We start from the raw sequence: 23,638 nt of genomic DNA, 5'->3' as shown, positions 1-23,638 counted from the left end.
CGGCGTCTGCGACCGCGCGGCGAGCCAGGTACTGCGCGTGATAGATCTCCAGCGGCGGGATCACGGGAGAACCACCCCTTTACCGCCGACCATTCCTGCTTCCATGTCCCGGTGCGCCTGCACGATATCGTCCAGGGCGTAGACGCGGCCGATCGGGATCGTCGCGCGGCCCTCGGCAACGGCATCCAGGAAGTCTTGGAGGGTCTTCGCCCGACAGATCGGCGGCCTCCCCGGAGTACGCGGTGAGGCGCACGCCGTTGGGCAGCCACTCCATCGGATAGAACTCGCCGATGGTCCACTGGTCCGAGAGCATGCCGGTGAAACAGACCGTGCCTCCGCTGCGAACCGAGCGGAGGGTGTCTTTCAGGACATCGACCCCCACGAGCTCCACGGCGCCGTCCACGCCGTCCGGCGCGATCCGGCGTACCTGCGCGGCGACGTCGCCGTCATCGAGGAGGACGTGGTCGACGCCCACGCTCTCGAGCTGTGCTCGAGCGGCCTCGCGCCGCGTCGTCGCGAACACCGTCGTTCCATGGAGCTTGGCGAGCACGGCCAGCGCCAGGCCGACCGACGACGTGCCGCCCCGGATGAGGATGCTGTCGCCCGGCCGCGCGTCGAGGCCCACAGTCAGCGAGCCGCTTGCCGTCTGCACCATCTCGGGCACGGCGCCCAGTGCATCCCACGGCAGGTCGCTCTGGAACGGGATGACCTGGGCGGCGGGGACGACGACGAATTCCGCGTAGCCGCCGTCGAACTCGCGGCCCATCCCACCCATCATCGTCATCACCCGGGTTCCGGGCTCGAACTCGCCGCCGGGCGCGTCGGCCACGACGCCGGTCGCTTCGATCCCCGGGATCCGTGGAAAGGAGCCGGTGTAGGCGATCCCCTGGCGGAAGTGCAGCTCGGAGCGGTTCAGGCCGAACGCGCGCACGCTGACCAGGACTTCGCCGGTGCGTGCCACGGGGCGCGGCACGGTGCGGACGTGCAGCACGTCGGGCGCTCCGGGCGCGTCTACGACCACGGCCCGCATCGTCGCGGTCATGCGTTCACCTCGTCCCGCGCGCGCTCGAGCCGGGCCTGCAGGATGAGGAGTGCTTCCCTGGCCGTCTCGGCGGCCTCTGGGTCGAGAAGCTCGCGGAGCGTGTGCTCGCGCACCCGAGTCGCGTTCTCGTACGCGGCATCGCCGGCGTCGGTGAGCACCACGAGCGATGACCGACGGTCGACGGGATTGGGGCGCCGGACGATCAGCCCGCCACGCTCGAGCCGGTCGACGAGTTTGCTCGCGGCGCCCACGGTGATGCCGATGCTCTCGCTCACGTCCGCCACGCGCGCAGCGCCCGCGTGGCGATGGATCACGGTGAGCGCCTGCATCTGGGCCGCGCTGATCTGTCCCTCGCGGCGGAGCGCGGCCTCCACCGCGTCCCAGAGGGTCACCTCGTAGCGCAGAAGGGTGTCGAAGAAGTCCATGGAGGGGGCAACTGGATGCAGCGGAACTATATTCCTGGGAAGTTAAATCCGGTTCGTCCGTCGTGCGGGAGCATGGGGAGAGCAACTCTCCGCCCGGCCCACCAGGAAGGTCGACCATGCCCGACCCGCGCAGGCGCACGATCAGCGTCGGTACTCTCTCCCTCCGGCCCGCGGAGGTTCCCGAGCGGTGGGAGGTCGGTGCGGGCGGAACTGTCGTCGAGGCGTCGTGGGGAGACTGGGTGCGCCTGGCCAGGCGCGTGCTCGATGCCGATGCCCTGTCGCGGGATCTCGAGGCCCGGGGCGACGCGTGGGACCAGGGCCACGCGGCCGGCGTCATGGACGCCGGCGACGGCAGCACGCAGAATCCCTTCCGCTGACTCCGCGCGTGTCGCGGCGTCCCGGTGGGGTCAGTTCTTCCGTGCCCGCGCGGGCTTGTCCTCGCCGGACTTCGGCGGCATCGCGCCCACGTCGAGCCGCTCCTGACCCCCGCGGGTGGCCCATTCGTGCGTCAGACCGGATGCGGCGTGGTGGGACGCCCGGACCGCGCGGTTGTCGGCCCAGGAGTTGAGCACATGCCCGGCGTGACCGCGCACGTGCTCGAGCGTGACCGGCGGGAGCCCCGCGGCCTGGCGGGCATCTCGCGCGGTGATCAGCAGCTCCAGGATCTCGCGGTTCTTCGTGGGCGCTCCGGTCGACGTCTTCCAGCCCCGGCGCCGGTGGCCGTCCATCCACGACGAGTAGGTGTCGATCGCGTACTTCGAGTCGGCCTGCACCCGCAGGTTCGGTACATCGGCGTGGTACTGCAACGCGCGGAGGAGCGCCAGCAGCTCGCCGATGTTGTTCGTGCCCTCGGGCACCGACCCGGCTGCCCACTCGCCATCCATGCCGACCCACGCCCACCCGGCCGGTCCAGGGTTGCCCTTGCAGGCTCCGTCGGTGGCGACGATGTACTCCGGATCTGGGGGTGTGGAACTCTGCGGCACGTCCAAAATCCTTTCACGCCCAGGATCATTCACGTCCCGGTGTGCGATTCGGCATCCGCCGCATCGACCGCGGGAGACGGATCGGGGTCGGCCTCGCCCTCCGCCGAGGGCAGGGAGGGTGGGGCCGACGCGTATGCCGCAGACAGTCGGCGGTACGGCCGGGAGACGAAGGCCAGGAGCACCACGACCAGCAGAACGGAGCTCGCGGCGACGAATGCCAGCGCGATGCCGCGCGCCTCGCCCGGTCCGAGAAGCCAGCCGAGCGAGTCGCGCCCGGGCTGCGTGTTCATGAACGGGATGAGCCAGAACTGCGCGAGCGGACCGATGATGAACGACGAGATCGGCGCGGCGGCCGACTCCATGCTCGCGGCGAACCCGAACACGCGCCCTTGCTTGTCGAAAGGGACCACGCGCTGGATGATCGTCTGCTCTGATGCCTCGGCGATCGGCATGAGACACATGAAGACGAGGATCCCGAGCGCGTAGACCCACCACCATTCCCGGATGGCGAACGTCATGCCCAGGACGGCGATCCCGACATTGACGAGGAGGAGGGTGCGCACCGGGTTCTTCCCGAGCCCGAATCGCGCCACGAGCCCGCCGCCCAGGATGAAGCCGACGCTCGAGATGCCGAGCACGATGCCCCACACCTCCACCGAGAACAGGGTGAGGCCGTAGGGGTCCATGAGCGCCATGAACACGCCGCCCACGAGGTTGTTGAAGGTCGAGAAGAGGATGAGCGCCAGGAGACCGGGCACCACCATCACGGCGGGGATGACCTCGCGGAAGCCGAAACCCTGGGGGGCCTCGCCCTCCACGTGCACGACGCCCCGCTCGGGGATGGGGACGAACAGGAGGTGGATGAGGGCGACTGCGGTGGCGACGACGGCGATGACGACGGTCCACCCCATGCCGAGGAGCCCGACCGAGAGTCCGGAGAAGACGCTCGTCACCATGAAGGCGATGCCCTGAACGGCGCCCACCAGCCCGTTCGCCCTGTCACGGCGGTCTGCCGGCACCAGGAGCGTCACGGTGGTCGACAGTGCGATGTTGCGGAGGTTCTCCACCACACCGCCGATGAGGATGACGCCGGCGAACACCCAGAACCAGGGCCCGCCCCAGTTCACCAGGACGCTCTCGGGGAACGACAGGTACAGCGCGCCGGCCAAGAGATAGGTCGACAGCGTCACGACGCTGGAGAGCACCATGACGGCCTTCTTCTTCAGGTGGTCGACGATGACTCCGAAGACCACGCCGAGCACGGCCACCAGAAGCATGTACGAGCCGCCGATGATGGCGGTCGCGAGCACCGAACGCGTCTCCAGGTACGCCCAGAAGGTCAGCGCCCACCACAGGTAGCTCGACGTGACGTTCGCGACGGCGGTGTTGGCGAGCACCTGGTAGAACGCGCGCACCGTGCGCGGTCCCGGATGGATCTGCGCAGGCTCGTCGACCTTCCTCGAGGGGGAGACCTCTTCGGCCATGCGGGCTTCCTTCCGCGCGGCGGCTTCGGGACGGGAGGGGTACGCTCCATGTGGACGCCGTGCACATCGACGATGTTCACACCGTACACACCGAGGTTGGGCGATGCAATGACGAGTTCCGACACGCGCACCTATCATCACGGCGACCTCCGACGCGCGCTGATCGAGGAAGGATTCCGGCGAGCGCGCACGGGCGGACCGGATGCGGTCACGCTCCGGGAGGTCACCCGCGCCGTCGGAGTCTCGCCCAACGCGGCGTATCGTCACTTCGCCGACCGGGGCGACCTGGTGCGAGCCGCTGCGGCGGAGGCGCAGTTCGCCCTGGCGGCGGCCATCACGGCACGGGTGGATGAGACGCCCCGCGGGATCGCGCCTGCCGAGTCGTCCATCGAACGACTCCGACGCATCGGATTGGCCTACATCGACTTCGCACGGTCCGAGCCGGGCTGGTTCGAACTCGCCTTCGCCGTGCACGACGAGAAGCCCAGCGACGCCATCGTGACCCTCGGCGGCGAGGTGGTGGAGCCCTTCCGGCTGCTGCTGGACGCACTCGATGCGATGGTGCAGGCCGGGACGCTCGCGGTGGAACGCCGCCCGCACGCCGAGTGGGCCTGCTGGTCAGCGGTCCACGGCTTCGCCGACATCGCCGTCCATGGGCCGTTGCAGTGGCAGCCGCCGGCGGTGATCGACGCGCTCGCCGCGGCCGTCGTCGAGGCCGCCATCACGGGCGTGCGCGGCGAAGCGTCACCGATACCGGGGGAGTCCGACCCTGCGGAGCGCTCGAGCGCGGCCGTGGCGCCGCTGTCGCCGGCTGGCTGAGCGGCCGTCAGCCGATCGGCCACTCCACGAGCACGAGAGTCTGCTTCGTGTCGGCGAGGGTCACCCAGCCGTCTCCGAAGAAGTAGGTGAGGCCGTAGCCGTTCTTATCGGGGGCGATGGCCGTTTCAGCGCTCTCGGTGACGTAGAAGCCCCCCTCGCCCTCTTCCCGGCGCCATCCCGACTGCACCAGCTCGCTCTGCGCCGCATCGGCTTCCGCGGGCTCGATCGGCGCCCATCCGTAGATCTGCACATGATCGGTGGCCACGGAGAAGTCGCCCCACCTGCACTCGATGCCGCCCGGCACCTCTTCGCCCCCGATGCGGAACACCTCGGCCTGGGCGGTCCATCCGGCCTCTTCGAAGTCGGCGACCGTCGCCGCCGGGATGATCGTCTCGCACGTCGGCTCGTTCGGGTCGGCCGCCTCGCCCGATGACGTCGGGGCGGGGGAGGGGGGCGCCGTCGAGACGGGTGGCGGAGTGGTGGGTGTCACCTCGGGCGTCTGGGGAGCCGAGCACGCGGCGAGGACCACGAGTGAGATGACGAGGGCGACGGAGGCCACCGGGCGCAGGATGTTCATTCGGCACTTTCAGCGGAGCGGGCGTCGGCGGCGTGCAGCACAGCGAGGAAGTCGGAGTGCAGAACGCCGTTGGTCGCCAAGGAGGAGCCCGCGGCGATGGAGTCGCTCCCATCGTACGAGCCGAACCGGCCTCCGGCCTCGATGACGATCGGGGCGAGCGCGGCGACGTCGTACTCCTTCACGTCGAACTCGGCCACCATCTCCAGCCGGCCCTCCGCCAGCCACATGTAGGGCAGCGCGTCGCCGTACCCCCGGTCGCGCCACACGGTTCGCGAGAGATCGAGCAGCGCGGGGAGGTGGCCCGCGTCATCCCACTGCTGGATGCTCTGGAAACTGATGCTCGCCCGGTCCAACGTCGCTACATCGGAGACGCGGATGCGGCGCTCACCGTCGGGGGAGTCGGTCCATGCTCCTGCGGCCTCGGCTGCCCACCACCGGCGACCCAGCGCCGGCTGGCTGACCACGCCCACGACCGGTTTCCCCTCGACCGCGAGAGCGATGAGGGTCGCCCACATGGGGATGCCGCGCAGGTAGTTGTGCGTGCCGTCGATCGGATCGATGATCCATCGCCGCGCGCCGGACCCCGCGGACCCGAACTCCTCACCGAAGACGCCGTCATCGGGGCGTTCGGCCGCCAGGATGGCGCGGATCTCCCGCTCCGTGGCGAGGTCTGCTTCCGTGACGAACGAGGCGTCCGGTTTGACCGAGACATCGAGGCCGGCCGCGTCGAAGCGCGCCATCGACACGGCATCGGCGGCATCCGCCAGCCGGAGTGCGAGGGCTAGGTCGTCGGCGTAGGGACCGGTCAGCGAAGACCGTGCAGCGTCGGCAGGGGACACGTCGTCCAGGGTACAGGCGCCCGGGCGGGCGATTGGCGGCGTGACGGATCGGGATGGTAATGTGATCCCTCGGCCCGCCCGGTTCATCACGCCCCGGCGCCGCGCGCACCTCTAGCTCAATCGGCAGAGCAACTGACTCTTAATCAGTGGGTTCAGGGTTCAAGTCCCTGGGGGTGCACGGATCAGCCCCGGTAACTCTCGCCAGTTACCGGGGCTGTTTCACTTTCCGCCTGTCGTCCCGCGCAGCCCCGCGATCAGGCGTGGTCGAGGTCCGGGGGATCGACGATCTGCTGCTCTTCGTAGACGTCGTCGTCGTGCCGGTCTCCGGTCGTGTCGGCCGGGTCGGACGCATTCGGCTCCGGCGCCTCGCTCTCGGCGCCCCTGTCCGCTGATCCGCTCATCGCTGTCGTCCTCTCGTCGGTGATCCGCCACGATACTGCGCCGTCCCCGTGCGAGCGGGAGCCTTGACGAGCGAGGTGGGTCACTGCCCGGGTGCGGCCTCGATCGCGGCGAGCCACGCCAGCATGACAGCCTTCGAGTTGCCGTCGTCCACGCCGTCGGCGGGCAGGGTCCCGAGGGCCTCCGTGGCGGCGGCGTGCGGGGCGGGACCGCCCAACGCCGAATACATCAGCACGTACTCGCCCAGCGGGCCGCTGAACGCCTGGGGGCCGGCGTCGGACACGTTCGCGGCGACGCGGTCGGGGTCCTGCCCCAGATAATCCAGCGTGACGGGGGTCAGCGGCAGTACCTGGATGCCGAGGATCGCCGACGGTTCGGGACTGAACCACGTGGCGTAGTCGCGCTTGCCGCCCCACGTCAGCGACACGATGGGATGGGAGAACCCGTCGGCGAGGGTGACGGGGTCGGGCTCGAGCCACAGGGCGCGCGCGGCGGCCACTTCCGCCGACAGCAGCCACGCGGCAGTCTGTGCCAGCTCATCGTCCCCGCGGGTCTCGGCCCACAGCGCCAGGCCGTTCCATGCCGCGACCGCTTCGGAGCTGGACTCCTGGTTGTTCCCGTCGGCGAAGGGAGACAGCCCCGACGCCCACGAGTGCCCGCGGTACGGGTCGAACACGCGGAGGGGCGGCAGTGCGTCCGCCGCCGCGCCGGCGGCGATGTCGGCGGCGAGAGCGTCCATCACCGGTGCCAGTGCGTCGGCCTTGTCCGGCTGGGCGGAGACCAGGGCGGCGGAGGCCGACAGGAAGTACCCGTAGTGGAAGTGGTGATCGTTGCCCTCCTCCGAGCCGAAGGAGGGTGTCATCCCGATGACGCTCCGCAACGCGTCGTCGTAGACGAAGCAGCGATTGTCACGTTCGCGGCACCCATCGGCCTCCGCCCACGGGGCGAGCTCTGTCCACAACCGTTCTGCGACGCGTTCGGTCAGTGCGGTGTCACCGAGGTCGCGCGCGAGGGTGAGGAGCGCGCCGAGCCGGGCGAGGGCCTTGCCGCCGTAGTAGGTGTCGGCGGGGAGCGCGGGGGTGGCATCCAGATCCGTGCTGACTTGCGCCACGATGGCGGCGCGGGTGTCGCCGTCGATCCCGTCGAGATCGAACGACGCGCGCGGCGAGATCTCGGGCACCGTCCACGCCAGCTCCGTGCCGCGACACGCCTCCGCCTCGCCATAGGCGGTAGAGAAAGTGCCCAGCTCGCAGTCCGAACCCGCGTCGGCATGAGTGGGGAACGGCACGAGCACGGTGCTTTCCGTCCCGGTGTAGGTCACGCGTGTCGACGAATCCGTGCCGGTCGTGCCGGACTCCACGTCCACCGCCTCGATGGGCGCGTCCAGGGCGTCGGCCCACTCGGTCACCTCAGCACCTTCCGGTAGGGCGAACCACTGCGCATGACCCCCCTCGGGGACGATCAGCTTCTCACCGTCCCAGCGCGCACCGGCCGCCACGACCCCGAAGCTCGTTCCGTCTGTGGCGGCCGTCCACACGCCATCGCCGGCCGAGCGCAGCGGCTCGGCGGGAACCAGCGCGCTCTCGCGTGCGGCGGTGAAGCCCACGACGGGCGACCCCTCGGCGATGGTGACGTCGCCGACCGGAGCGTCGCCATCCGACCAGCGCAGGGTGACCGACACCGGATCTGCCCGCACCGCCGCGAAGCGGTCGGCGTCCAGCCCGACACGCAGGCCGGCGCCGAAGGAGGCGCCGATGGTCTTCTCCGTCGCATTCACCGTGGGCAGGTCGATGGTGAACGCGTCGTCGTCGGCGGCGAAGGCGATGGGGAACGGGTAGACCGGTTGCGGTTCCGCGCCGAAGATCAGGCCGGAGTACCAGCGGTTGGTCGGCGGGATGAGATCCTCGGCCAGGCGAGCCTCGCCCATGTCGGCCATGTTCTCCACCGGCAGCGCGGCGATCGACGCCGACGGCTGGGCGGCGACCGGGCCCGCTGCGGCCCCCTCCTCGGGGGGTGTCGCGGCGGTGCATCCGGTGAAGACGAGCGCCGCGCCGAGCGCCAGCGCCGTCAGCAGCCGGCGGGCGGTCACAGCCCGACCTTCCGCAGGAGATCGCGCACAGCATCCCCGACCCCGGCCAGAGGCCCGTCCTCGCGCAGCTGCAGCGTCGCCTGCACGGGGGTCCCGGCCTGGAACATGCCGGTGGCTCGCTTGTCAGCCAGCTCCGCGCTCTCGATCCGCACGGCAGACAGCGCCTGCCCGTCGACGGTCGTCACCTCGATACCGACGACCTCGCCCGCCAGCTCCGCCTGATTGGGCAGCAGCAGCTCGACGTCGCTTCCCTCGGCGATGCGCGCGTAATCCCGCGCCGAAAGCTCGAACTCCGCTTCCACGAACAGCGAAGAGTTCTCATCGACGGTCGCCAGCATGCCCCCGGCCTGGGCGAAGCCGCCTTGCGGGACGGCGATCTCCCGCACCGTGCCGTCCACTGTCGCCGCGATGGTCGAGGTGCCGTCGGCTGAGACGCCTGCCGCCAACGCCGGGTCGGCGACCTGGCCGGTGGCGATGTCGCGCTGCAGGTGCAGGCTCCGCACGTCGAAGAGCGGCTGGCCCACCGACACCTCGTCGCCCACCTCGACGTACTGCCGGGTCACGATGCCGCCGTAATCGGTGCCCACGGGGTAGCTCTCCGCGACGATCGTGGCGCTCGTGGAGAGAACGCGCTGCTGCCGCTGGTTGAAGACGACCGTGAAGGCGGCCACGAGGACGACCACGATCAGGATGCCGCCGGCCATCTTGAGCCGGTTCGCCCACGTCATCGCGCACCTCCCGCGGACACGAGGGTGGGTTCTTCGGTGGTGGGCTCCGTGCCGAGGGCAGCGAGGGGGAGCGGTCGCGCGACGATCGTCAGCGGCGCCGTCACAACCGGCGCCGCGGCGGAGGCCGTGCGTTGCTGCGGACGAGCCAGCGCGTGCGCTTCGCGGAGCGCCGTCACCAGGAAGGCCCCGAGGATCACGGTGTTGGTGGCATTCCAGGCCGTGGCGAGAGTGAGGGCGCCGTTGTCGATGTCGCGCCAGGCGGCCACGAGTGTCGTCAGCGCGAGGAAGACGAAGAACAGGGTCTGCGGGATCACGAAGTTGAAGGGCGAGCGGCGCGAGGAAGACCCGGTGACGTGCCATCCCACGTCGCGCCCCAGCAGAACGTTCCACAGCGCCTTGGCGTAGATCGGGAACGAGACCGTCGCCAGGGTCAGCGTCTCCCACCGGAACGAGCCCACGGCGAACCAGGCCAGCAGAATCTGCATGGCGTAGAACCCGCCGTAGTACAGCGCCCAGGTGAAAACGGTGGTCTCGAGGGTCATCGGCCGAAGGTCGAAGTAGATCTCGAGCGGGGGCACGAGCAGGAGCAGGAGCGGACAGATACCGGTGAGGTAGAAGGTCGCCGTCACCAGGTACTGGATGCGCTGATCCATCGTCAGCCGGCGTCGCAGGCTCAGCGGGTTGTGGCGCATGAGGATCTCGAAGCCCCCGGTCGCCCAGCGCAGTTGCTGCTTGCTGTACGCCTCGATGGTCTCGGGCGCCTCCCCGACCGCCAGGGCGTCGGGGAGGAAGACCGAACGCCACCCCTTCTCGTGCAGGAGGAGGGACGTCCACACGTCTTCGGATTTCGAATCGGTGTACATGCCGCCGACCTCATCGATCGCAGACCGGCGGAAGACGACGTTCGTCCCCACGCAGATCGCCGCGTTGAACCGGTTGCGCCCGGGCTGGACGAATCGGTAGAAGACGGTCTGCATGTACGCGGCTCCGCGCGCCACGACGGTGTGCAGATTTCCGTACACCTGCGGGGTCTGGACGAACGCGACGTCGTCGTGGACGAACAGCGGCATGGTCTGCAGCAGGAACGTCGGCACCGGGACGAAGTCGGCGTCGAAGATGGCGAAGAAATCGCCTTTGGCCAGCGTCAGGGCGTGGTTGATGTTCCCGGCCTTGGCCCCGTGAGAGCTGAGCCTGCGTACGTAACGGGCGCCGGCGGCCTCGGCCAGGGCCCGCACGTCATCGGAGCGGCCGTCGTCGAGGACCCACGTGCGGTGCGCTCCCTGCAGCCCCACGGCGGCCGTGACCGTGCGCCGGACGGTGTCGAGGTCTTCGCCATACACCGTCACGAGCACGTCGATCAGGACGGGACGTCCACCCAGGTGGATCCGGTCGTCGTCGCGGGCCAGACGTGGCAGGAGGTGCGCGGCGGCGTCGTGTGCGGCGTAGTCCCGGGGGTTGCGGCCGCTGGAGAGGATCGTCCACATGGACAGCAGCGCCTGCACGACGAGGACGGACTCGGCGACGATGATCATGACATACGGGAGCAGATCGCCGCGGCTGCCCGGGGCGAGCAGGAACCCCGAGTACGCCAGTACCCCGATGGTCGCGATCACGACGAGCAGGATCATGACCGGTGTCGGCTCCCCACCCTTCTCCGGATGCTCCGGCGAGTGGCCGTGGCCGTGGCGGCGTTGGTGCGTGGATGAAATGCGTGCCATTGGGTTCCCTTCCCCATGGACGGCGGTGCCCCCACCCGCAGCGCCGTCGGCACGCATGGATCCCTACCCGGGTTTCGAGCCCCCAGAGCTCGAAACGGTTAGTCAATGCTGCGCGCCTCCTGCGTCGATTGGGTTCCCCACGTGTGAACGCTGCATGACGATCACCTGAATCCGGCGTCCGCGGGCAGGGAGGCGCGTCGGTGGACGCAGCATGCTCGGCGCCCCCGCGCATGGGTCGTTGCTGAGCCCCGGTAAGGGATGAAACAAGCCCCGCAAACTCTCGCGAGTTTGCGGGGCTTGTTTCGTCCCGTCGGGCGGGTGCGTTGCGTCAGCTCCGATCGAGGACCACGTGCTCGTTCGGCACGACGTGGGTCATCGTGAGACCGGAAACATCGCGAGGGCCGTTGTGGCCGAGGTTCTGCAGGCGCTGCAGCTCCTCCTCGTTCAGCGTCTGCGACTGCAGCGGCGGAAGGCCCTTCACGTCGTCCACGGTGATGCCGAGCCCTTCGCCGACGCGGAGGCCCAGCTCGTCGTCGACCAGGAGGAAGTGCCACACCATCCGCTGCTGGACCTGTGGGGTCGCCTCGCTGATCAGCGTGACGAAGTTGCCCACGAGGTCGTCCTTCTCCCACTGCTCCATGAGCTGGTAGCGCTGACCCGCCTGCATGTAGTCGTTCGTGCGGGGGATGCGCGCACGGGTCAGGCGTCCGCTGATGACCGGACCCTGTTCGTCCTTGGTGGGGTACTGCGCCTCGCGCAGCCCGCCCATCGTCGACGGCTCGTAGTTGACGTGCGGGTTCTGGCCTTCGCCGAGGTCGACGCCGTACGACATCTGCCCGCCGCGCTGGTTGGTGGCCACCCGCGCATTCTTCGGGCTGTTCACCGGGACCTGCAGGTAGTTCGGACCGACACGGTACCGCTGGGTGTCGGAGTACGAGAACGTCCGCCCGACGAGCATCTTGTCGTCGGAGAAGTCCAGGCCGTCCACCAGGACGCCGGTGCCGAAGGCGATCTGCTCGTTCTGGTTGTGGTGGTCGGAGACGTTGCTGGTGAGGGTCATGGTTCCCACCAGCTTCGGCTCGAACTGGTTCTCCGGCCACACCTTGGTGTCATCGAGGGGGTCGAAGTCGAGCTCGGGGTGCTCGTCGTCACTCATGAGCTGGACATACAGGTCCCACTGCGGGTAGTCGCCGGACTCGATGGCTTCGTACAGGTCCTTCGACGCGTGGCCGAGGTCGGTCGCCTGGATGTTGGCGGCGTCGGCCTCGGTGAGGCTCTTCACTCCGGCACGCGGCATCCAGTGGTACTTCACCAGCTGCGTTTCGCCGGCGGCGTTGACCCACTTGTACGTATTGACGCCGAAGCCCTGCATCGTGCGGTAGTTGGCCGGGATGCCGCGCGGGCTGAACAGGTTCACCAGCATGTGCATCGACTCCGGAGTCTGCGACATGAAGTCGAAGATCCGCGCCGGCTCCTGGCGGAAGGTGACCGGGTCGGGCTTGAGCGAATGGATGACGTCGGGGAACTTGATGGCGTCGCGGATGAAGAACACCGCGAGGTTGTTGCCCACGAGGTCCCAGTTGCCGTCCTCTGTGTACATCTTCACGGCGAACCCACGCGGGTCGCGCGCGGCCTCGGAGGAGTCCCGACCGCCGATGACGGTCGAGAGGCGGATCGCGAGGTCGGTCTTCTTCCCGGGGGTGTTGAAGACCTTCGCGCGCGTGTACTTCTCGATCGGCTCGTCGCCCCATTTGCCGGTGGCCTCGAAGTGGCCGAACGCGACGGCGCCCCGGGCGTGCACGACGCGCTCGGGGATGCGCTCCCGGTCGAAGTGACTGATCTTCTCCAGGAACTGGTAGTTCTCCAGCGTGGCCGGGCCGCGGTCCCCGACGGTGCGGGAGTTCTGGTTGTCGTAGACGGGGTGACCCTGTCGGTTGGTCAGGATCGGGCGGTCCTCTTCGCTGGGCGCAGGAGGTTCGTTCGCGACATCGCTCATTGGGGCGGTCCTCTCGTTGGTTCCCTACCAGCCTCCGCCGCGACGGACGCGAAATCAAGCTGGGCCGAACGCGACCACCCGTACGCTACCGCGTGGTGCGGGACGGGGGAGCGGTGCACGGCCAAGGCCGCTTGCGCCCCGTCAGCACGCCTTCCTCCGCGGGGTCGGCCCCCCGCCGATCGGGGCGCGCAACGACCGCCGATGTCGGCGGCTGCGGCCCTCCGGCACGTGATCGTATGGACGGCGGGCAAGGGAGCATGGCGTACGCCGTCGTTGCCTGGTTGCATCCAGAGGCGCACACAACCAGTGCGCCGTTTCCTGGAGGAACTCAGTGGCTTACACCGAAACCGACCCGACCGCCAACGTCATGAGATTGCTGACGGGACTGGCCGACCCCCTGCTCCGCCCCGTGGAGGGCCTGCCGAAGGGTGCTCACGTGGTGCAGCTGGCCTCCGGCACCGGCGGCCTGAGCCTGACGTTGGCCCGTCGACGCCCGGATCTGCGGATCACGGCTATCGACATCGATCCGGCCGTACTGACCGCCGGACGTGCCGAGGCGGACCGGGACGGCCTCGGCGTCGACTTCCGCCTCATGTCCATGGCGGCGCTGGAGTTCGAGGACGCTAGCGTCGACGCGGTCATCTCCCGGATGGGTCTGTTCCTGCCGGGAACGGCCCCGTTCGCTGTGGCGGCGCAGGAGGCCGCGCGGATTCTGCGCTCTGGCGGGTCGTTGAGCATCGCCACGTGGAGCACCCTGGACGGCAGCCCCTACACCCGGATCGGTATCTCCGTGCTGCGCCGGATCCTCCCGGAAGGATCGGTTCCCGACATGGACGCGCCGTTCCGCGAGGTGGGCGAACCCGGCGTCTTCGAGGGGTTCCTCTCCGCAGCGGGCTTCCAGGATATCGAGGCCTCCTGGTCGCACTGGGACACGACGTATCCGGACTTCCGGTCGTGGTGGGAGTTCGATACCGGGTTCGGGCCACTCGCCGGGTTCTTCGGTGCCCTCGACGAGGACCAGCGCACCGCGGCGCGCCACCTCATGCTCAGTGAGATGGAGGAGCACCGGACCGCCTCGGGCGGCTACGCCCTGCCGTCGACGGCACGCTTCATCAGCGCTCGACGATGACGACCGCTCAGCTGCCGATAGTCCGGAAGCGGCCGGGCGGGATGCCGTACTCGCGCCGGAACGCGTGGCTGAGAGCGAATTCGGTGGAATAGCCGGTCCGGTGCGCGATCACGGCCAGCGGAGCGTCGGTTTCGCGGAGCAGACGGGCGGCGTAGGACAGTCGCCACGCGGTGAGATATCGCCTCGGCGGCTCACCGACGGCGGTCGTGAAGCGTTCGAGGAAGGTCGTCTTCGACAGGCGGGCGATGGCGCTGAGCTCCGGAACCGTCCAGGCGTGATCGGGGGCCGCATGAATGCGTTCGAGCACGTCCACTATCGCCGGGTCGGAGACACCCGCGACCTCGGCGCTGCGGTTGTCCGCCAGCCATTGGCGCAACAGGTGCGTCAAGACCAGGTCGAGCAGTGCCGGGCGGGTGACCCGCGCCCCGGGACCGGTATCGGCAAGGGTCGCCCGCACCAGCGTCAACAGCGGGCTCAGCTCCGGATAACGGTCATGGTCGGGGGAGATCGCGATCACCTCGGGGAGAGAACGCAAGAAGTGCGGCACCGGGCCATGCTGAAGCCGGTACGCGCCGCACAGGAAGGCGACGTCGGCCTCGGCCGGACCCGGAAAATCCTGCTTGGCCGCCGAGGGCGTCAATTCGCGCAGCGCGCGTGGCGCGTGGCTCAGGCCGTGTTCGGCTCCCGAGGGGGTGAAGACGACGTCACCGGGAGAGAGTCGCCGCGGCGCTGCGTCGGAGACGGCCAACCACGCATCGCCCTCCAGGACGAGGTGGAAACCGCTGCCAGGAAAGGCGGGGTAGCGCCACCCCCACGCACCCGACTCCCGCACGGAGCATGCCTCCGCACGCCCGATCCGAACGCCGCGGAGCGCCTCGCTAACCATGTCCACGCGCCAACGCTAACCCCGGTGGCGCGAGCCACGGGCGGCCGCGGGGGACGGGCGCCGGCTTGCGGCTAGGAGCGGAGGCGCTTCTTCAGGAGCTTCTGCTCCTTGCCCGAAACGGGGGAGTCGGAGGGGACGATGCCGCCTCGCCGTGCCCGGCGGGTGTCGACGACGGACCCGATGGCCAGGGCGAGCGAGATACCCCAGCTCACGAGGGCCAGCGCGGTGCGCCACGTGAAGACCTCGTTGCTGCGGAGGCTCCGCAGCAACGTCAGACCACCCGTGATCGCGGTCATGAGTCCGGTGCCGAAGAGGTACTTGCGCATAAGCCAACGCTAGCGGTGCGCGCGGGGCGCCACGGGCGGGCTTGACACGCGGGGCGCCACGGGCGGGCTTGACACGCGGGGCACCCGGGCGGCGAGCATCCCGCTGTTAGCCTGGGGTGACCCCCCACCGAGGAGCCCGCGTGACCCAGGCAGAGTTCGTCGTCGTCGCCAACCGACTTCCCGTGGACCGCATCGCGGACGCGGATGCCGCCGACGAAGACGCCTGGCGTCGGTCGCCCGGAGGCCTGGTCACCGCGCTCGAGCCGGTCATGCGCAAGGCCGAGGGGGCATGGGTGGGCTGGGCCGGCCAACCGGACCTGGACCTGGAGCCGTTCGAATTCGAGGGCACGCACCTCGTGCCCGTCACCCTGTCGGCCGACGACGTCGAGAACTACTACGAGGGGTTCTCCAACGAGACCATCTGGCCGCTCTATCACGACGTCATCGCCGCCCCGCGGTTCAAGCGGCAGTGGTGGGAGGCGTACGTCGCGGTGAACCAGCGGTTCGCGGATGCCGCAGCCGCCGTCGCCGCGGAGAACGCCATCGTGTGGGTGCAGGACTATCAACTCCAGCTGGTCCCGCGGATGCTGCGCGAGTCGCGGCCCGATCTGACCATCGGGTACTTCCACCACATCCCGTTCCCCGCCTACGGCCTCTATTCGCAGCTGCCGTGGCGGCGCCAGGTCCTGGAAGGACTTCTCGGCGCCGACGTGATCGGATTCCAGCGGGTGGCCGATGCGGGGAACTTCGCCCGCGCGGTCCGCCGACAGCTGCGGTACGAGACGAAGGCGTCGGGCATCTCGGTACCCGACAAAGCCGGCGGCACCCGCACCGCCCTGGCGAAGGCCTTCCCGATCTCCATCGACGCCGACTCCTATATCGAGCTCGCTCATCGTCCCGACATCCGTGCTCGGGCGGCGGAGATCCGGGAGAGCCTGGGGAACCCGAAGAAGATCCTCCTCGGCGTCGATCGGCTCGACTACACCAAGGGCATCCGGCACCGTCTCAAAGCGTTCGGGGAGCTGCTCGAGGACGGGCAGGTGAGCGTGGACGATGTCACCCTCGTCCAGGTCGCGAGCCCGAGTCGTGAGCGCGTCGAGGCGTACATCCAGCTGCGCGATGAGATCGAGCTGACCGTCGGGCGCATCAACGGCGACTACGACACGATGGGCCACACCGCGATCCGGTACCTCCACCAGGCGTACCCGCGCGAGGAGATGGTGGCCCTGTTCCTGGCCGCCGACGTGATGCTCGTCACGGCGCTCCGCGACGGGATGAACCTCGTGGCCAAGGAGTACGTCGCCAGCCGGGTGGACAACCGCGGCGTTCTTCTGCTCAGCGAGTTCGCGGGGGCTGCGGATGAGCTCGGCAGCGCCATCCTCATCAACCCGCATGACATCGACGGCTTGAAAGACGCGATCATGCGCGCGATCGCGATGCCGGGAGCCGAGCAGGGACGCAGGATGCGGGCACTGCGCCGGCGCGTGCGCGAGCACGACGTCGAGGACTGGTCGCAGGACTTCCTCGAGGCCCTCGCGGCGTTCCACCACGGCCCCTCTCCGGTGACGTCATGACCACCGTCGCCGAGGACACCCTGGCCCCCCTCGCCGCCACGCCACGCCTGCTGGTGGCCCTGGATTTCGACGGCACCCTCTCCCCGCTGGCCGACGAGCCGATGGACGCCCGGATGCTGCCGGCAGCGCGCCGCGCCGTCGAGAGGCTGGCCGCACTGCCCGACACGGTGGTGGCGCTGGTTTCCGGCCGCAGTCTCCGTGATCTGCGCATCATCGCGGAGCATGACGACACGTCGCGGTTGTGGCTCGCCGGCTCCCACGGCGCGGAGTACTGGCAGCCCGGCGTCGGCACGATCGAGTCGGCGGAGGACGCCGACGAGGTGGCGCGGCGTGATCGGCTGCGCGCCCTGGCCGAAGAGGCGACGCAGGGCCTCACCGGCGTCTGGATCGAACCGAAGACGTTCGGTGTCGGCGTCCACACGCGCCGGGCCGACGCGGCCACGGCGGCAGAGGCGAACAGGCTCGTCGACGAGATCGTCCGCGCCGAGGCGCCCGCCTGGCGCCGGCGCTCCGGCCACAACATCGTCGAGTACGCGTTCCGGCACGAGGGCAAGGACACCGCCGTGCGGACGCTGCGCGAGCGCACGGACTCCACCGCCGTGCTCTTCGCCGGCGACGACGTGACCGACGAGGACGCGCTGCGCTCGCTCGGACACGGTGACCTCGGCGTCCGCGTGGGCGCGGGGGAGACGGCGGCGACGGTGACCGTCGCGGACATCCCCGCCTTCGCCGATCTGCTCGACGTGCTCGCGGAGGCGAGAGCGGCGCGGCGGCAATAGACTTCGAGAATGCCCGACAGCACCATCGACATCAAGCCGCGCAGCCGCGTCGTGACCCATGGCATCGAAGCCACGACCTCCCGCGGAATGCTCCGCGGCGTGGGTATGGGCGACGAGGACTGGGACAAGCCCCAGATCGGCATCGCGTCCAGCTGGAACGAGATCACCCCCTGCAACCTGAGCCTCGACCGGCTCGCGCAGGGTGCCAAAGAGGGCGTCCACTCCGGCGGGGGATACCCGCTGCAGTTCGGGACGATCTCGGTCTCCGACGGCATCTCCATGGGCCACGAGGGCATGCATTTCTCTCTCGTGTCGCGCGAGGTGATCGCCGACTCGGTTGAGACCGTGATGATGGCCGAGCGCCTCGACGGCTCGGTGCTCCTCGCCGGCTGCGACAAGTCCATTCCCGGGATGCTGATGGCCAGCGCCCGCCTCGACCTGTCGAGCGTGTTCCTGTACGCGGGCTCGATCGCCCCGGGCTGGGTCAAGCTCTCGGACGGCACCGAGAAGGAGATCACGATCATCGACTCCTTCGAAGGAGTCGGTGCGTGCCTTGCGGGCCGGATGAGCGAGGCGGACCTCAAGCGCATCGAGTGCTCCTTCGCCCCCGGCGAGGGAGCGTGCGGCGGCATGTACACGGCCAACACGATGGCCTCCGTCGCCGAGGCGCTCGGGCTGAGCCTCCCCGGTTCCGCCGCGCCGCCGTCGGCCGACCGCCGACGCGACTACTTCGCGCACCGCTCCGGCGAAGCCGTCGTCAACCTCCTGCGCCTGGGCATCACGACGCGCGACATCCTCACGAAGGAGGCGTTCGAGAACGCCATCGCGCTGGCGATGGCCCTCGGCGGGTCGACCAACGTCGTCCTCCACCTCCTCGCCATCGCGCGGGAGGCCGAGGTGGAGCTGAACCTCCACGACTTCAACCGCATCGGTGACAAGGTGCCGCACGTGGCCGACATGAAGCCGTTCGGACAGTACGTCATGAACGATGTCGACCGGCACGGCGGCATCCCCGTCGTCATGAAGGCGATGCTCGACGAGGGGCTCCTGCACGGCGACGCGCTCACTGTCACCGGCAAGACGCTCGCCGAGAACCTCCGCGACCTCGACCCCGACCCGATCGACGGCACGGTCATCCACACCTTCGACAACCCCATCCACGCCACCGGCGGCATCACGATCCTCCACGGGTCGTTCGCCCCCGAGGGCGCCGTCGTCAAGACCGCCGGGTTCGACGCCGCCGTGTTCGAGGGCCCCGCGCGTGTCTTCGAGCGCGAACGGGCCGCGATGGACGCGCTCGAGGCCGGACAGATCGCCGCCGGCGATGTCGTCGTCATCCGCTACGAGGGGCCCAAGGGCGGTCCCGGCATGCGCGAGATGCTCGCCATCACCGCCGCCATCAAGGGCGCAGGCCTCGGAAAAGATGTACTACTGTTGACGGACGGTCGATTCTCCGGCGGCACAACCGGCCTCTGCATCGGCCACATAGCACCCGAAGCGGTGGACGCAGGTCCCATCGCCTTCGTGCGCGATGGTGATCTGATACGGGTCGATATCGCGGCTCGCACTCTCGACCTACTCGTCGACGAGGCCGAGCTGAGCTCCCGCCGTTCTGGCTGGGAGCCGCTTCCCCCGCGCTATACCCGTGGCGTCCTGGCCAAGTACTCCAAGCTCGTGCACTCCGCTGCGGAGGGCGCGGTCACGGGGTAACCGGCGTTCCCGTCATCCATCCCCGTCCCGAGGAATCACCATGCCCGCCGAATCCGCTCCGGCCGTTCCCCGACCACCCGCTCGCACCGCCGCAGCGCCCGTGCTCACGGGCGCGCAGGCGGTCGTCCGCTCCCTCGAGATGCTGGGGGTCACCGACGTGTTCGGCCTGCCCGGCGGCGCGATCATCGAGGTCTACGACCCGCTCATGGACACCTCCGAGGTGCGCCACATCCTGGTGCGCCACGAGCAGGGCGCCGGCCACGCGGCCGAAGGGTACGCCGCCGCCTCCGGGCGCGTGGGTGTGGCGATCGCCACGTCGGGACCGGGCGCGACCAACCTCGTGACCGCGATCGCCGACGCCTACATGGACTCCGTGCCGATCGTGTGCATCACCGGTCAGGTCTTCTCCACGCTGATGGGAACGGATGCGTTCCAGGAGGCCGACATCGTGGGCATCACGATGCCGATCACCAAGCATTCGATCCTCGTCAAGCGGGCCGAGGAGATCCCCTCGGCCATCGCGGCCGCCTTCGAGATCGCCGGCACGGGCCGTCCCGGCCCCGTCCTCGTGGACATCACCAAGGACGCCCAGCAGGCCAAGGCGCCCTTCATCTGGCCGCCCAAGATCGACCTGCCCGGCTACCGGCCGGTGACGAAGGCTCATGGCAAGCAGATCCAGGCCGCAGCTCAGCTTCTCGCCGGCGCGAAGAAGCCGGTGCTGTACGTCGGTGGCGGCGTCATCCGCTCGAAGGCGTCGCAGGAGTTGCTCACCTTCGCTGAGACCACCGGTACACCGGTCGTGACCACGCTGATGGCTCGGGGCGCGTTCCCCGATTCGCATCAGCAGCACCTCGGGATGCCCGGCATGCACGGCACCGTCCCGGCGGTGCTCGCCCTCCAGGAGTCCGACCTGCTGGTGTCGCTCGGGGCGCGGTTCGATGACCGGGTGACGGGCAAGGCGGCGCTTTTCGCCCCGAACGCCAAGGTTGTGCACGTCGACATCGACCCGGCCGAGATCTCCAAGATCCGCTCCGCCGACGTTCCGATCGTGGGGGATCTTCGCGATGTGCTCGTCGACCTGGATGCGGCGTACCGGGAGGCGCTGGGCACAGCGACTCCCGACACCGAGGAGTGGTGGGCCTACCTCGACGGGCTGCGGGCGGAGTTCCCGCTGGGGTACACCCAGCCGACCGACGGGCACATGTCGCCGCAGTACGTGATCCAGCGCATCGGAGAGCTCACCGGACCCGAGGCCGTCTACGCGGCCGGGGTCGGCCAGCACCAGATGTGGGCTGCCCAGTTCATCAAGTACGAGCGGCCGAACTCGTGGCTGAACTCCGGGGGAGCGGGGACCATGGGCTACGCCGTGCCCGCCGCGATGGGCGCCAAGGTCGCCGAACCCGACCGGGTGGTGTGGGCGATCGACGGCGACGGGTGCTTCCAGATGACCAACCAGGAGCTCGCCACCTGCGTCATCAACAACATTCCGATCAAGGTCGCCATCATCAACAACTCCTCCCTCGGCATGGTGCGTCAGTGGCAGACGCTGCTCTACAACGGCCGGCACTCCCACACCGACCTCAACACCGGCCACGGCACCGTCCGCATCCCCGACTTCGTCAAGCTCGCCGAGGCCTACGGCTGCCTCGCGCTGCGCGTGGAGAAGGAGGAGGACGTCGACGCGGCCATCCGGACGGCGCTGGAGACGAACGACCGCCCCGTCGTCATCGACTTCGTCGTGAGCGCCGACGCCATGGTGTGGCCCATGGTCCAGCAGGGGAAGAGCAACAGCCTCATCCAGTACGCCCGCGATCACGCGCCGACCTTCGACCAGGAGGGCTGAGAACATGCCGCACCATGTGCTGAGCCTCCTCGTGGAGGACAAACCCGGTCTGCTCACCCGCGTGGCGGGCTTGTTCGCCCGCCGCGGCTTCAATATCACCTCGCTCGCCGTGGGCGTCACCGAGATCCCCGGGCTGTCCCGGATCACGGTCGCCGTCGACGTCGAGGATCTTCCGCTGGAGCAGGTGACCAAGCAGCTGAACAAACTGATCAACGTCATCAAGATCGTCGAGCTCGACCCGGTGTCATCCGTGCAGCGCGAGCATATGCTGGTGAAAGTGCGCGCCGACAATGCCTCCCGATCACACGTGCTCGAGGTCGTGAACCTCTTCCGCGCGTCGGTGGTCGACTATGCGCCTGACGCCCTCGTGGTTGAGATCACCGGTGACCACGGCAAGGTGGAGGCCTTCCTCCGGGCGGTCGAACCGTTCGGGATCAAGGAGCTCGCACAGTCCGGCCTCGTGGCGATCGGCCGCGGGGGTAAGAGCATCACCGAGCGCGTACTGCGTAACTAGCCCCCCGTTCGACCCCCCATCAAGGAGAACAACCCCATGGCAGAGATCTTCTACGACGACGACGCCGACCTCTCGATCATCCAGGGCAAGAAAGTCGCGATCGTCGGCTACGGCTCGCAGGGTCACGCGCACGCGCAGAACCTTCGCGATTCCGGCGTCGAGGTCGCCATCGCGCTGAAGGACGGCTCGAAGTCGGCGGCGAAGGCGCAGGAGGACGGGTTCGAGGTTCGCTCGGTCGCCGACGCCACCGCGTGGGCCGACCTCATCATGATCCTCGCGCCCGACCAGCATCAGCGGCACATCTACACCGAGAGCATCCGCGACAACCTGGCCCCCGGGAAGACCCTCGCCTTCGCGCACGGGTTCAACATCCGCTTCGGCTACATCGACGCGCCCGAGGGTGTCGACGTCATCCTCGTCGCTCCCAAGGCCCCCGGTCACACCGTGCGCCGCGAGTTCGTCGCCGGCCGCGGCATCCCCGACATCATCGCCGTCGAGCGCGACGCGTCGGGTACCGCGTGGGACACCGCGCTGTCGTACGCCAAGGCCATCGGCGGCACGCGCGCCGGTGTCATCCGTACGACCTTCACCGAGGAGACCGAGACCGACCTGTTCGGTGAGCAGGCCGTCCTCTGCGGCGGTGTCAGCCACCTGGTGCAGGCCGGATTCGAGACCCTCACCGAGGCCGGATACCAGCCCGAGATCGCGTACTTCGAGGTGCTGCACGAGCTGAAGCTCATCGTCGACCTCATGTGGGAGGGGGGCATCGCCAAGCAGCGCTGGTCGATCTCCGACACCGCCGAGTACGGCGACTACGTCTCCGGCCCGCGCGTCATCTCGCCGGCGGTGAAGGAGAGCATGCAGGGCATCCTCGCCGACATCCAGTCCGGCGCGTTCGCCAAGCGCTTCATCGCCGACCAGGACGCCGGGGCGCCCGAATTCCTCGCGCTGCGCGAGAAGGAGCAGAACCACCCCATCGAGGCCACCGGCAAGGAGCTGCGGTCGCTGTTCGCGTGGAAGCAGGCCGATTCGGATTACGTGGAGGGCTCGGCCGCGCGCTGACCTCTCCTGCATGGATGCCCCGGACCGTCACGGTCCGGGGCATCCGTCGTTCTCCGTCGCTATCGTGGGCGCATGCAGACCGACCCCGATGTACCCGCCTCGCTCGCACTGGACGAGTGGCTGGACCGCCTGGCCGAACCCACCGGGGCGCCCGGCGGAGGGTCGGCGGCCGGGGTGATGATGGCGCTGGCCGCCGCGCTCCTGCACATGGTGTGCGGGTACACGCGGGACGACCCGGAGGCGGATCGCGCGGCGGAGCGCGTTCGCGTGCTCCGCGCACAGTGCCTGGACGCCGCGTACCAGGACGGCATCCGCTCGGTCGCCCTGGGGGAGGCCCTGGCGGCCGAGGGCGCGGACCGGAGCGCCAACCTGCACGCGGCAGCCATTGCTGCGGCCGAATCCTCGGCGCGGCTCGCCGAGATCGGCATCGCTCTCGGTGGTGAACTCCGCGCGGTCGCCGTCGTGGGAAACCGCAATCTCGTGGCCGACACGGGCGTGGCGGGGGAGGCGTTGCGCGCGGGCCTGGGCGCGGCACTGATCAACCTCCGCGCCAATGTCCGCCTCGCCGAGGCCCATGCGGACGGCGATGCCGCCGACGGTCTCGACGCGCTCACGGGCGTGAGCGACCGCGGCGAGGCAGCCCGCGGTGAGGTGGATGCGGTGCTGGCGAGCCTTCCCCTGTCCTGACGTCGTCGGGCATTGGCGGAGGCCCCCGC

The 23,638-nt window shown here is 69.4% G+C and carries 23 protein-coding genes, 1 tRNA gene and 1 pseudogene; 11 read left to right on the top strand and 14 right to left on the bottom strand.

Translation table 11 applies throughout. The annotated features are described in order from the left end of the window. Window positions 1-60: 60 nt before the first annotated feature. From AC2DFQ_RS04875 to AC2DFQ_RS04865, 3 genes and pseudogenes are all read right to left on the bottom strand, one after another. Window positions 61-153, bottom strand: coding sequence for a hypothetical protein (locus AC2DFQ_RS04875; protein WP_484533133.1), 93 nt, complete (start codon window positions 151-153; stop codon window positions 61-63). Window positions 154-358: 205 nt separating this feature from the next. Next, window positions 359-1,030, bottom strand: a pseudogene (locus tag AC2DFQ_RS04870) (alcohol dehydrogenase catalytic domain-containing protein); the annotation flags it as partial. A gap of 8 nt (window positions 1,031-1,038) precedes the next feature. After that, window positions 1,039-1,467, bottom strand: a complete 429-nt coding sequence (locus AC2DFQ_RS04865) for a MarR family transcriptional regulator (protein ID WP_484533107.1) — start codon at window positions 1,465-1,467, stop codon at window positions 1,039-1,041. Window positions 1,468-1,583: 116 nt separating this feature from the next. Here AC2DFQ_RS04865 and AC2DFQ_RS04860 point away from each other — a divergent pair, with 116 nt between their 5' ends. After that, window positions 1,584-1,844, top strand: coding sequence for a hypothetical protein (locus AC2DFQ_RS04860; RefSeq protein WP_484533106.1), 261 nt, complete (start codon window positions 1,584-1,586; stop codon window positions 1,842-1,844). A 30-nt stretch (window positions 1,845-1,874) separates the two neighbouring features. Here AC2DFQ_RS04860 and AC2DFQ_RS04855 read toward each other — a convergent pair whose 3' ends face one another. Continuing rightward, window positions 1,875-2,450 (bottom strand): ribonuclease H family protein, encoded by a 576-nt coding sequence (locus AC2DFQ_RS04855; protein WP_484508966.1) that lies wholly within the window; start codon window positions 2,448-2,450, stop codon window positions 1,875-1,877. A gap of 29 nt (window positions 2,451-2,479) precedes the next feature. Further along, window positions 2,480-3,934 (bottom strand): MFS transporter, encoded by a 1,455-nt coding sequence (locus tag AC2DFQ_RS04850; protein ID WP_484533105.1) that lies wholly within the window; start codon window positions 3,932-3,934, stop codon window positions 2,480-2,482. Between the two features lie 108 nt (window positions 3,935-4,042). On the opposite strand from AC2DFQ_RS04850, the gene AC2DFQ_RS04845 reads away from it, so the two are divergent. Continuing rightward, window positions 4,043-4,753: a TetR/AcrR family transcriptional regulator gene (locus AC2DFQ_RS04845; RefSeq protein WP_484533104.1), complete on the top strand. Its 711-nt coding sequence runs from the start codon at window positions 4,043-4,045 to the stop codon at window positions 4,751-4,753. 7 nt (window positions 4,754-4,760) lie between these two features. On the opposite strand, the gene AC2DFQ_RS04840 is transcribed toward AC2DFQ_RS04845, so the two are convergent. Together AC2DFQ_RS04840 and AC2DFQ_RS04835 are read right to left on the bottom strand one after the other, a co-directional pair. Further along, window positions 4,761-5,330, bottom strand: coding sequence for a hypothetical protein (locus tag AC2DFQ_RS04840; RefSeq protein ID WP_484533103.1), 570 nt, complete (start codon window positions 5,328-5,330; stop codon window positions 4,761-4,763). Then, a complete protein-coding gene (locus tag AC2DFQ_RS04835) occupies window positions 5,327-6,169 on the bottom strand; it encodes an inositol monophosphatase family protein (protein ID WP_484533102.1) in 843 nt (280 codons plus the stop codon). Before AC2DFQ_RS04835 ends, AC2DFQ_RS04840 begins: the two co-directional genes overlap by 4 nt. Before the next feature lie 105 nt (window positions 6,170-6,274). Here AC2DFQ_RS04835 and AC2DFQ_RS04830 point away from each other — a divergent pair. Beyond that, a tRNA-Lys gene (locus AC2DFQ_RS04830) sits at window positions 6,275-6,347 on the top strand. A 76-nt stretch (window positions 6,348-6,423) separates the two neighbouring features. On the opposite strand, the gene AC2DFQ_RS04825 is transcribed toward AC2DFQ_RS04830, so the two are convergent. The 5 genes from AC2DFQ_RS04825 to AC2DFQ_RS04805 form a co-directional block, all read right to left on the bottom strand. Then, window positions 6,424-6,570: a hypothetical protein gene (locus AC2DFQ_RS04825; RefSeq protein WP_484508971.1), complete on the bottom strand. Its 147-nt coding sequence runs from the start codon at window positions 6,568-6,570 to the stop codon at window positions 6,424-6,426. Window positions 6,571-6,650: 80 nt separating this feature from the next. Continuing rightward, window positions 6,651-8,657 (bottom strand): glycosyl hydrolase, encoded by a 2,007-nt coding sequence (locus tag AC2DFQ_RS04820; protein WP_484533101.1) that lies wholly within the window; start codon window positions 8,655-8,657, stop codon window positions 6,651-6,653. Continuing rightward, window positions 8,654-9,385, bottom strand: coding sequence for an HlyD family efflux transporter periplasmic adaptor subunit (locus tag AC2DFQ_RS04815; protein ID WP_484533100.1), 732 nt, complete (start codon window positions 9,383-9,385; stop codon window positions 8,654-8,656). Before AC2DFQ_RS04815 ends, AC2DFQ_RS04820 begins: the two co-directional genes overlap by 4 nt. Further along, window positions 9,382-11,103, bottom strand: a complete 1,722-nt coding sequence (locus AC2DFQ_RS04810) for a glycosyltransferase family 2 protein (RefSeq protein WP_484533099.1) — start codon at window positions 11,101-11,103, stop codon at window positions 9,382-9,384. Before AC2DFQ_RS04810 ends, AC2DFQ_RS04815 begins: the two co-directional genes overlap by 4 nt. A 328-nt stretch (window positions 11,104-11,431) precedes the next feature. Further along, on the bottom strand, window positions 11,432-13,099 hold the full coding sequence (locus AC2DFQ_RS04805) for a catalase (protein ID WP_484533098.1): 1,668 nt from the start codon (window positions 13,097-13,099) through the stop codon (window positions 11,432-11,434). 331 nt (window positions 13,100-13,430) lie between these two features. Between AC2DFQ_RS04805 and AC2DFQ_RS04800 the strand changes: the two genes are divergently transcribed. After that, window positions 13,431-14,228: a class I SAM-dependent methyltransferase gene (locus AC2DFQ_RS04800; RefSeq protein ID WP_484533097.1), complete on the top strand. Its 798-nt coding sequence runs from the start codon at window positions 13,431-13,433 to the stop codon at window positions 14,226-14,228. Window positions 14,229-14,235: 7 nt separating this feature from the next. Here the strand turns inward: AC2DFQ_RS04800 and AC2DFQ_RS04795 are convergent, their stop codons facing one another. Further along, window positions 14,236-15,114: an AraC family transcriptional regulator gene (locus AC2DFQ_RS04795; RefSeq protein WP_484509984.1), complete on the bottom strand. Its 879-nt coding sequence runs from the start codon at window positions 15,112-15,114 to the stop codon at window positions 14,236-14,238. A gap of 71 nt (window positions 15,115-15,185) precedes the next feature. After that, complete coding sequence (locus tag AC2DFQ_RS04790) at window positions 15,186-15,440, bottom strand: hypothetical protein (RefSeq protein ID WP_484508977.1); 255 nt, start codon at window positions 15,438-15,440, stop codon at window positions 15,186-15,188. A 140-nt stretch (window positions 15,441-15,580) separates the two neighbouring features. Between AC2DFQ_RS04790 and AC2DFQ_RS04785 the strand changes: the two genes are divergently transcribed. The 7 genes from AC2DFQ_RS04785 (at window position 15,581) to AC2DFQ_RS04755 (ending at window position 23,609) form a co-directional block, all read left to right on the top strand. Beyond that, window positions 15,581-17,014 (top strand): alpha,alpha-trehalose-phosphate synthase (UDP-forming), encoded by a 1,434-nt coding sequence (locus AC2DFQ_RS04785; protein WP_484508978.1) that lies wholly within the window; start codon window positions 15,581-15,583, stop codon window positions 17,012-17,014. Then, window positions 17,011-17,793, top strand: coding sequence for a trehalose-phosphatase (gene otsB / locus AC2DFQ_RS04780; RefSeq protein WP_484508979.1), 783 nt, complete (start codon window positions 17,011-17,013; stop codon window positions 17,791-17,793). Before AC2DFQ_RS04785 ends, otsB begins: the two co-directional genes overlap by 4 nt. Window positions 17,794-17,802: 9 nt before the next feature. Further along, the gene (gene ilvD / locus AC2DFQ_RS04775; RefSeq protein ID WP_484508980.1) at window positions 17,803-19,503 is read left to right on the top strand and encodes a dihydroxy-acid dehydratase; all 1,701 of its coding nucleotides are present in this window, start codon (window positions 17,803-17,805) and stop codon (window positions 19,501-19,503) included. 40 nt (window positions 19,504-19,543) lie between these two features. After that, complete coding sequence (locus AC2DFQ_RS04770; protein WP_484508981.1) at window positions 19,544-21,346, top strand: acetolactate synthase large subunit; 1,803 nt, start codon at window positions 19,544-19,546, stop codon at window positions 21,344-21,346. Between the two features lie 4 nt (window positions 21,347-21,350). Continuing rightward, window positions 21,351-21,860 (top strand): acetolactate synthase small subunit, encoded by a 510-nt coding sequence (gene ilvN, locus AC2DFQ_RS04765; protein WP_484508982.1) that lies wholly within the window; start codon window positions 21,351-21,353, stop codon window positions 21,858-21,860. Between the two features lie 36 nt (window positions 21,861-21,896). Continuing rightward, window positions 21,897-22,922 (top strand): ketol-acid reductoisomerase, encoded by a 1,026-nt coding sequence (ilvC, locus tag AC2DFQ_RS04760; protein ID WP_484508983.1) that lies wholly within the window; start codon window positions 21,897-21,899, stop codon window positions 22,920-22,922. A 72-nt stretch (window positions 22,923-22,994) separates the two neighbouring features. After that, window positions 22,995-23,609 (top strand): cyclodeaminase/cyclohydrolase family protein, encoded by a 615-nt coding sequence (locus tag AC2DFQ_RS04755; RefSeq protein WP_484508984.1) that lies wholly within the window; start codon window positions 22,995-22,997, stop codon window positions 23,607-23,609. The last annotated feature ends 29 nt before the right edge of the window (window positions 23,610-23,638 follow it).

Source organism: Microbacterium sp. Z11_20 (assembly GCF_057197605.1).
Note: the sequence above shows the minus strand (reverse complement) of the source record. Positions and strands in the feature narration are given on the sequence as shown.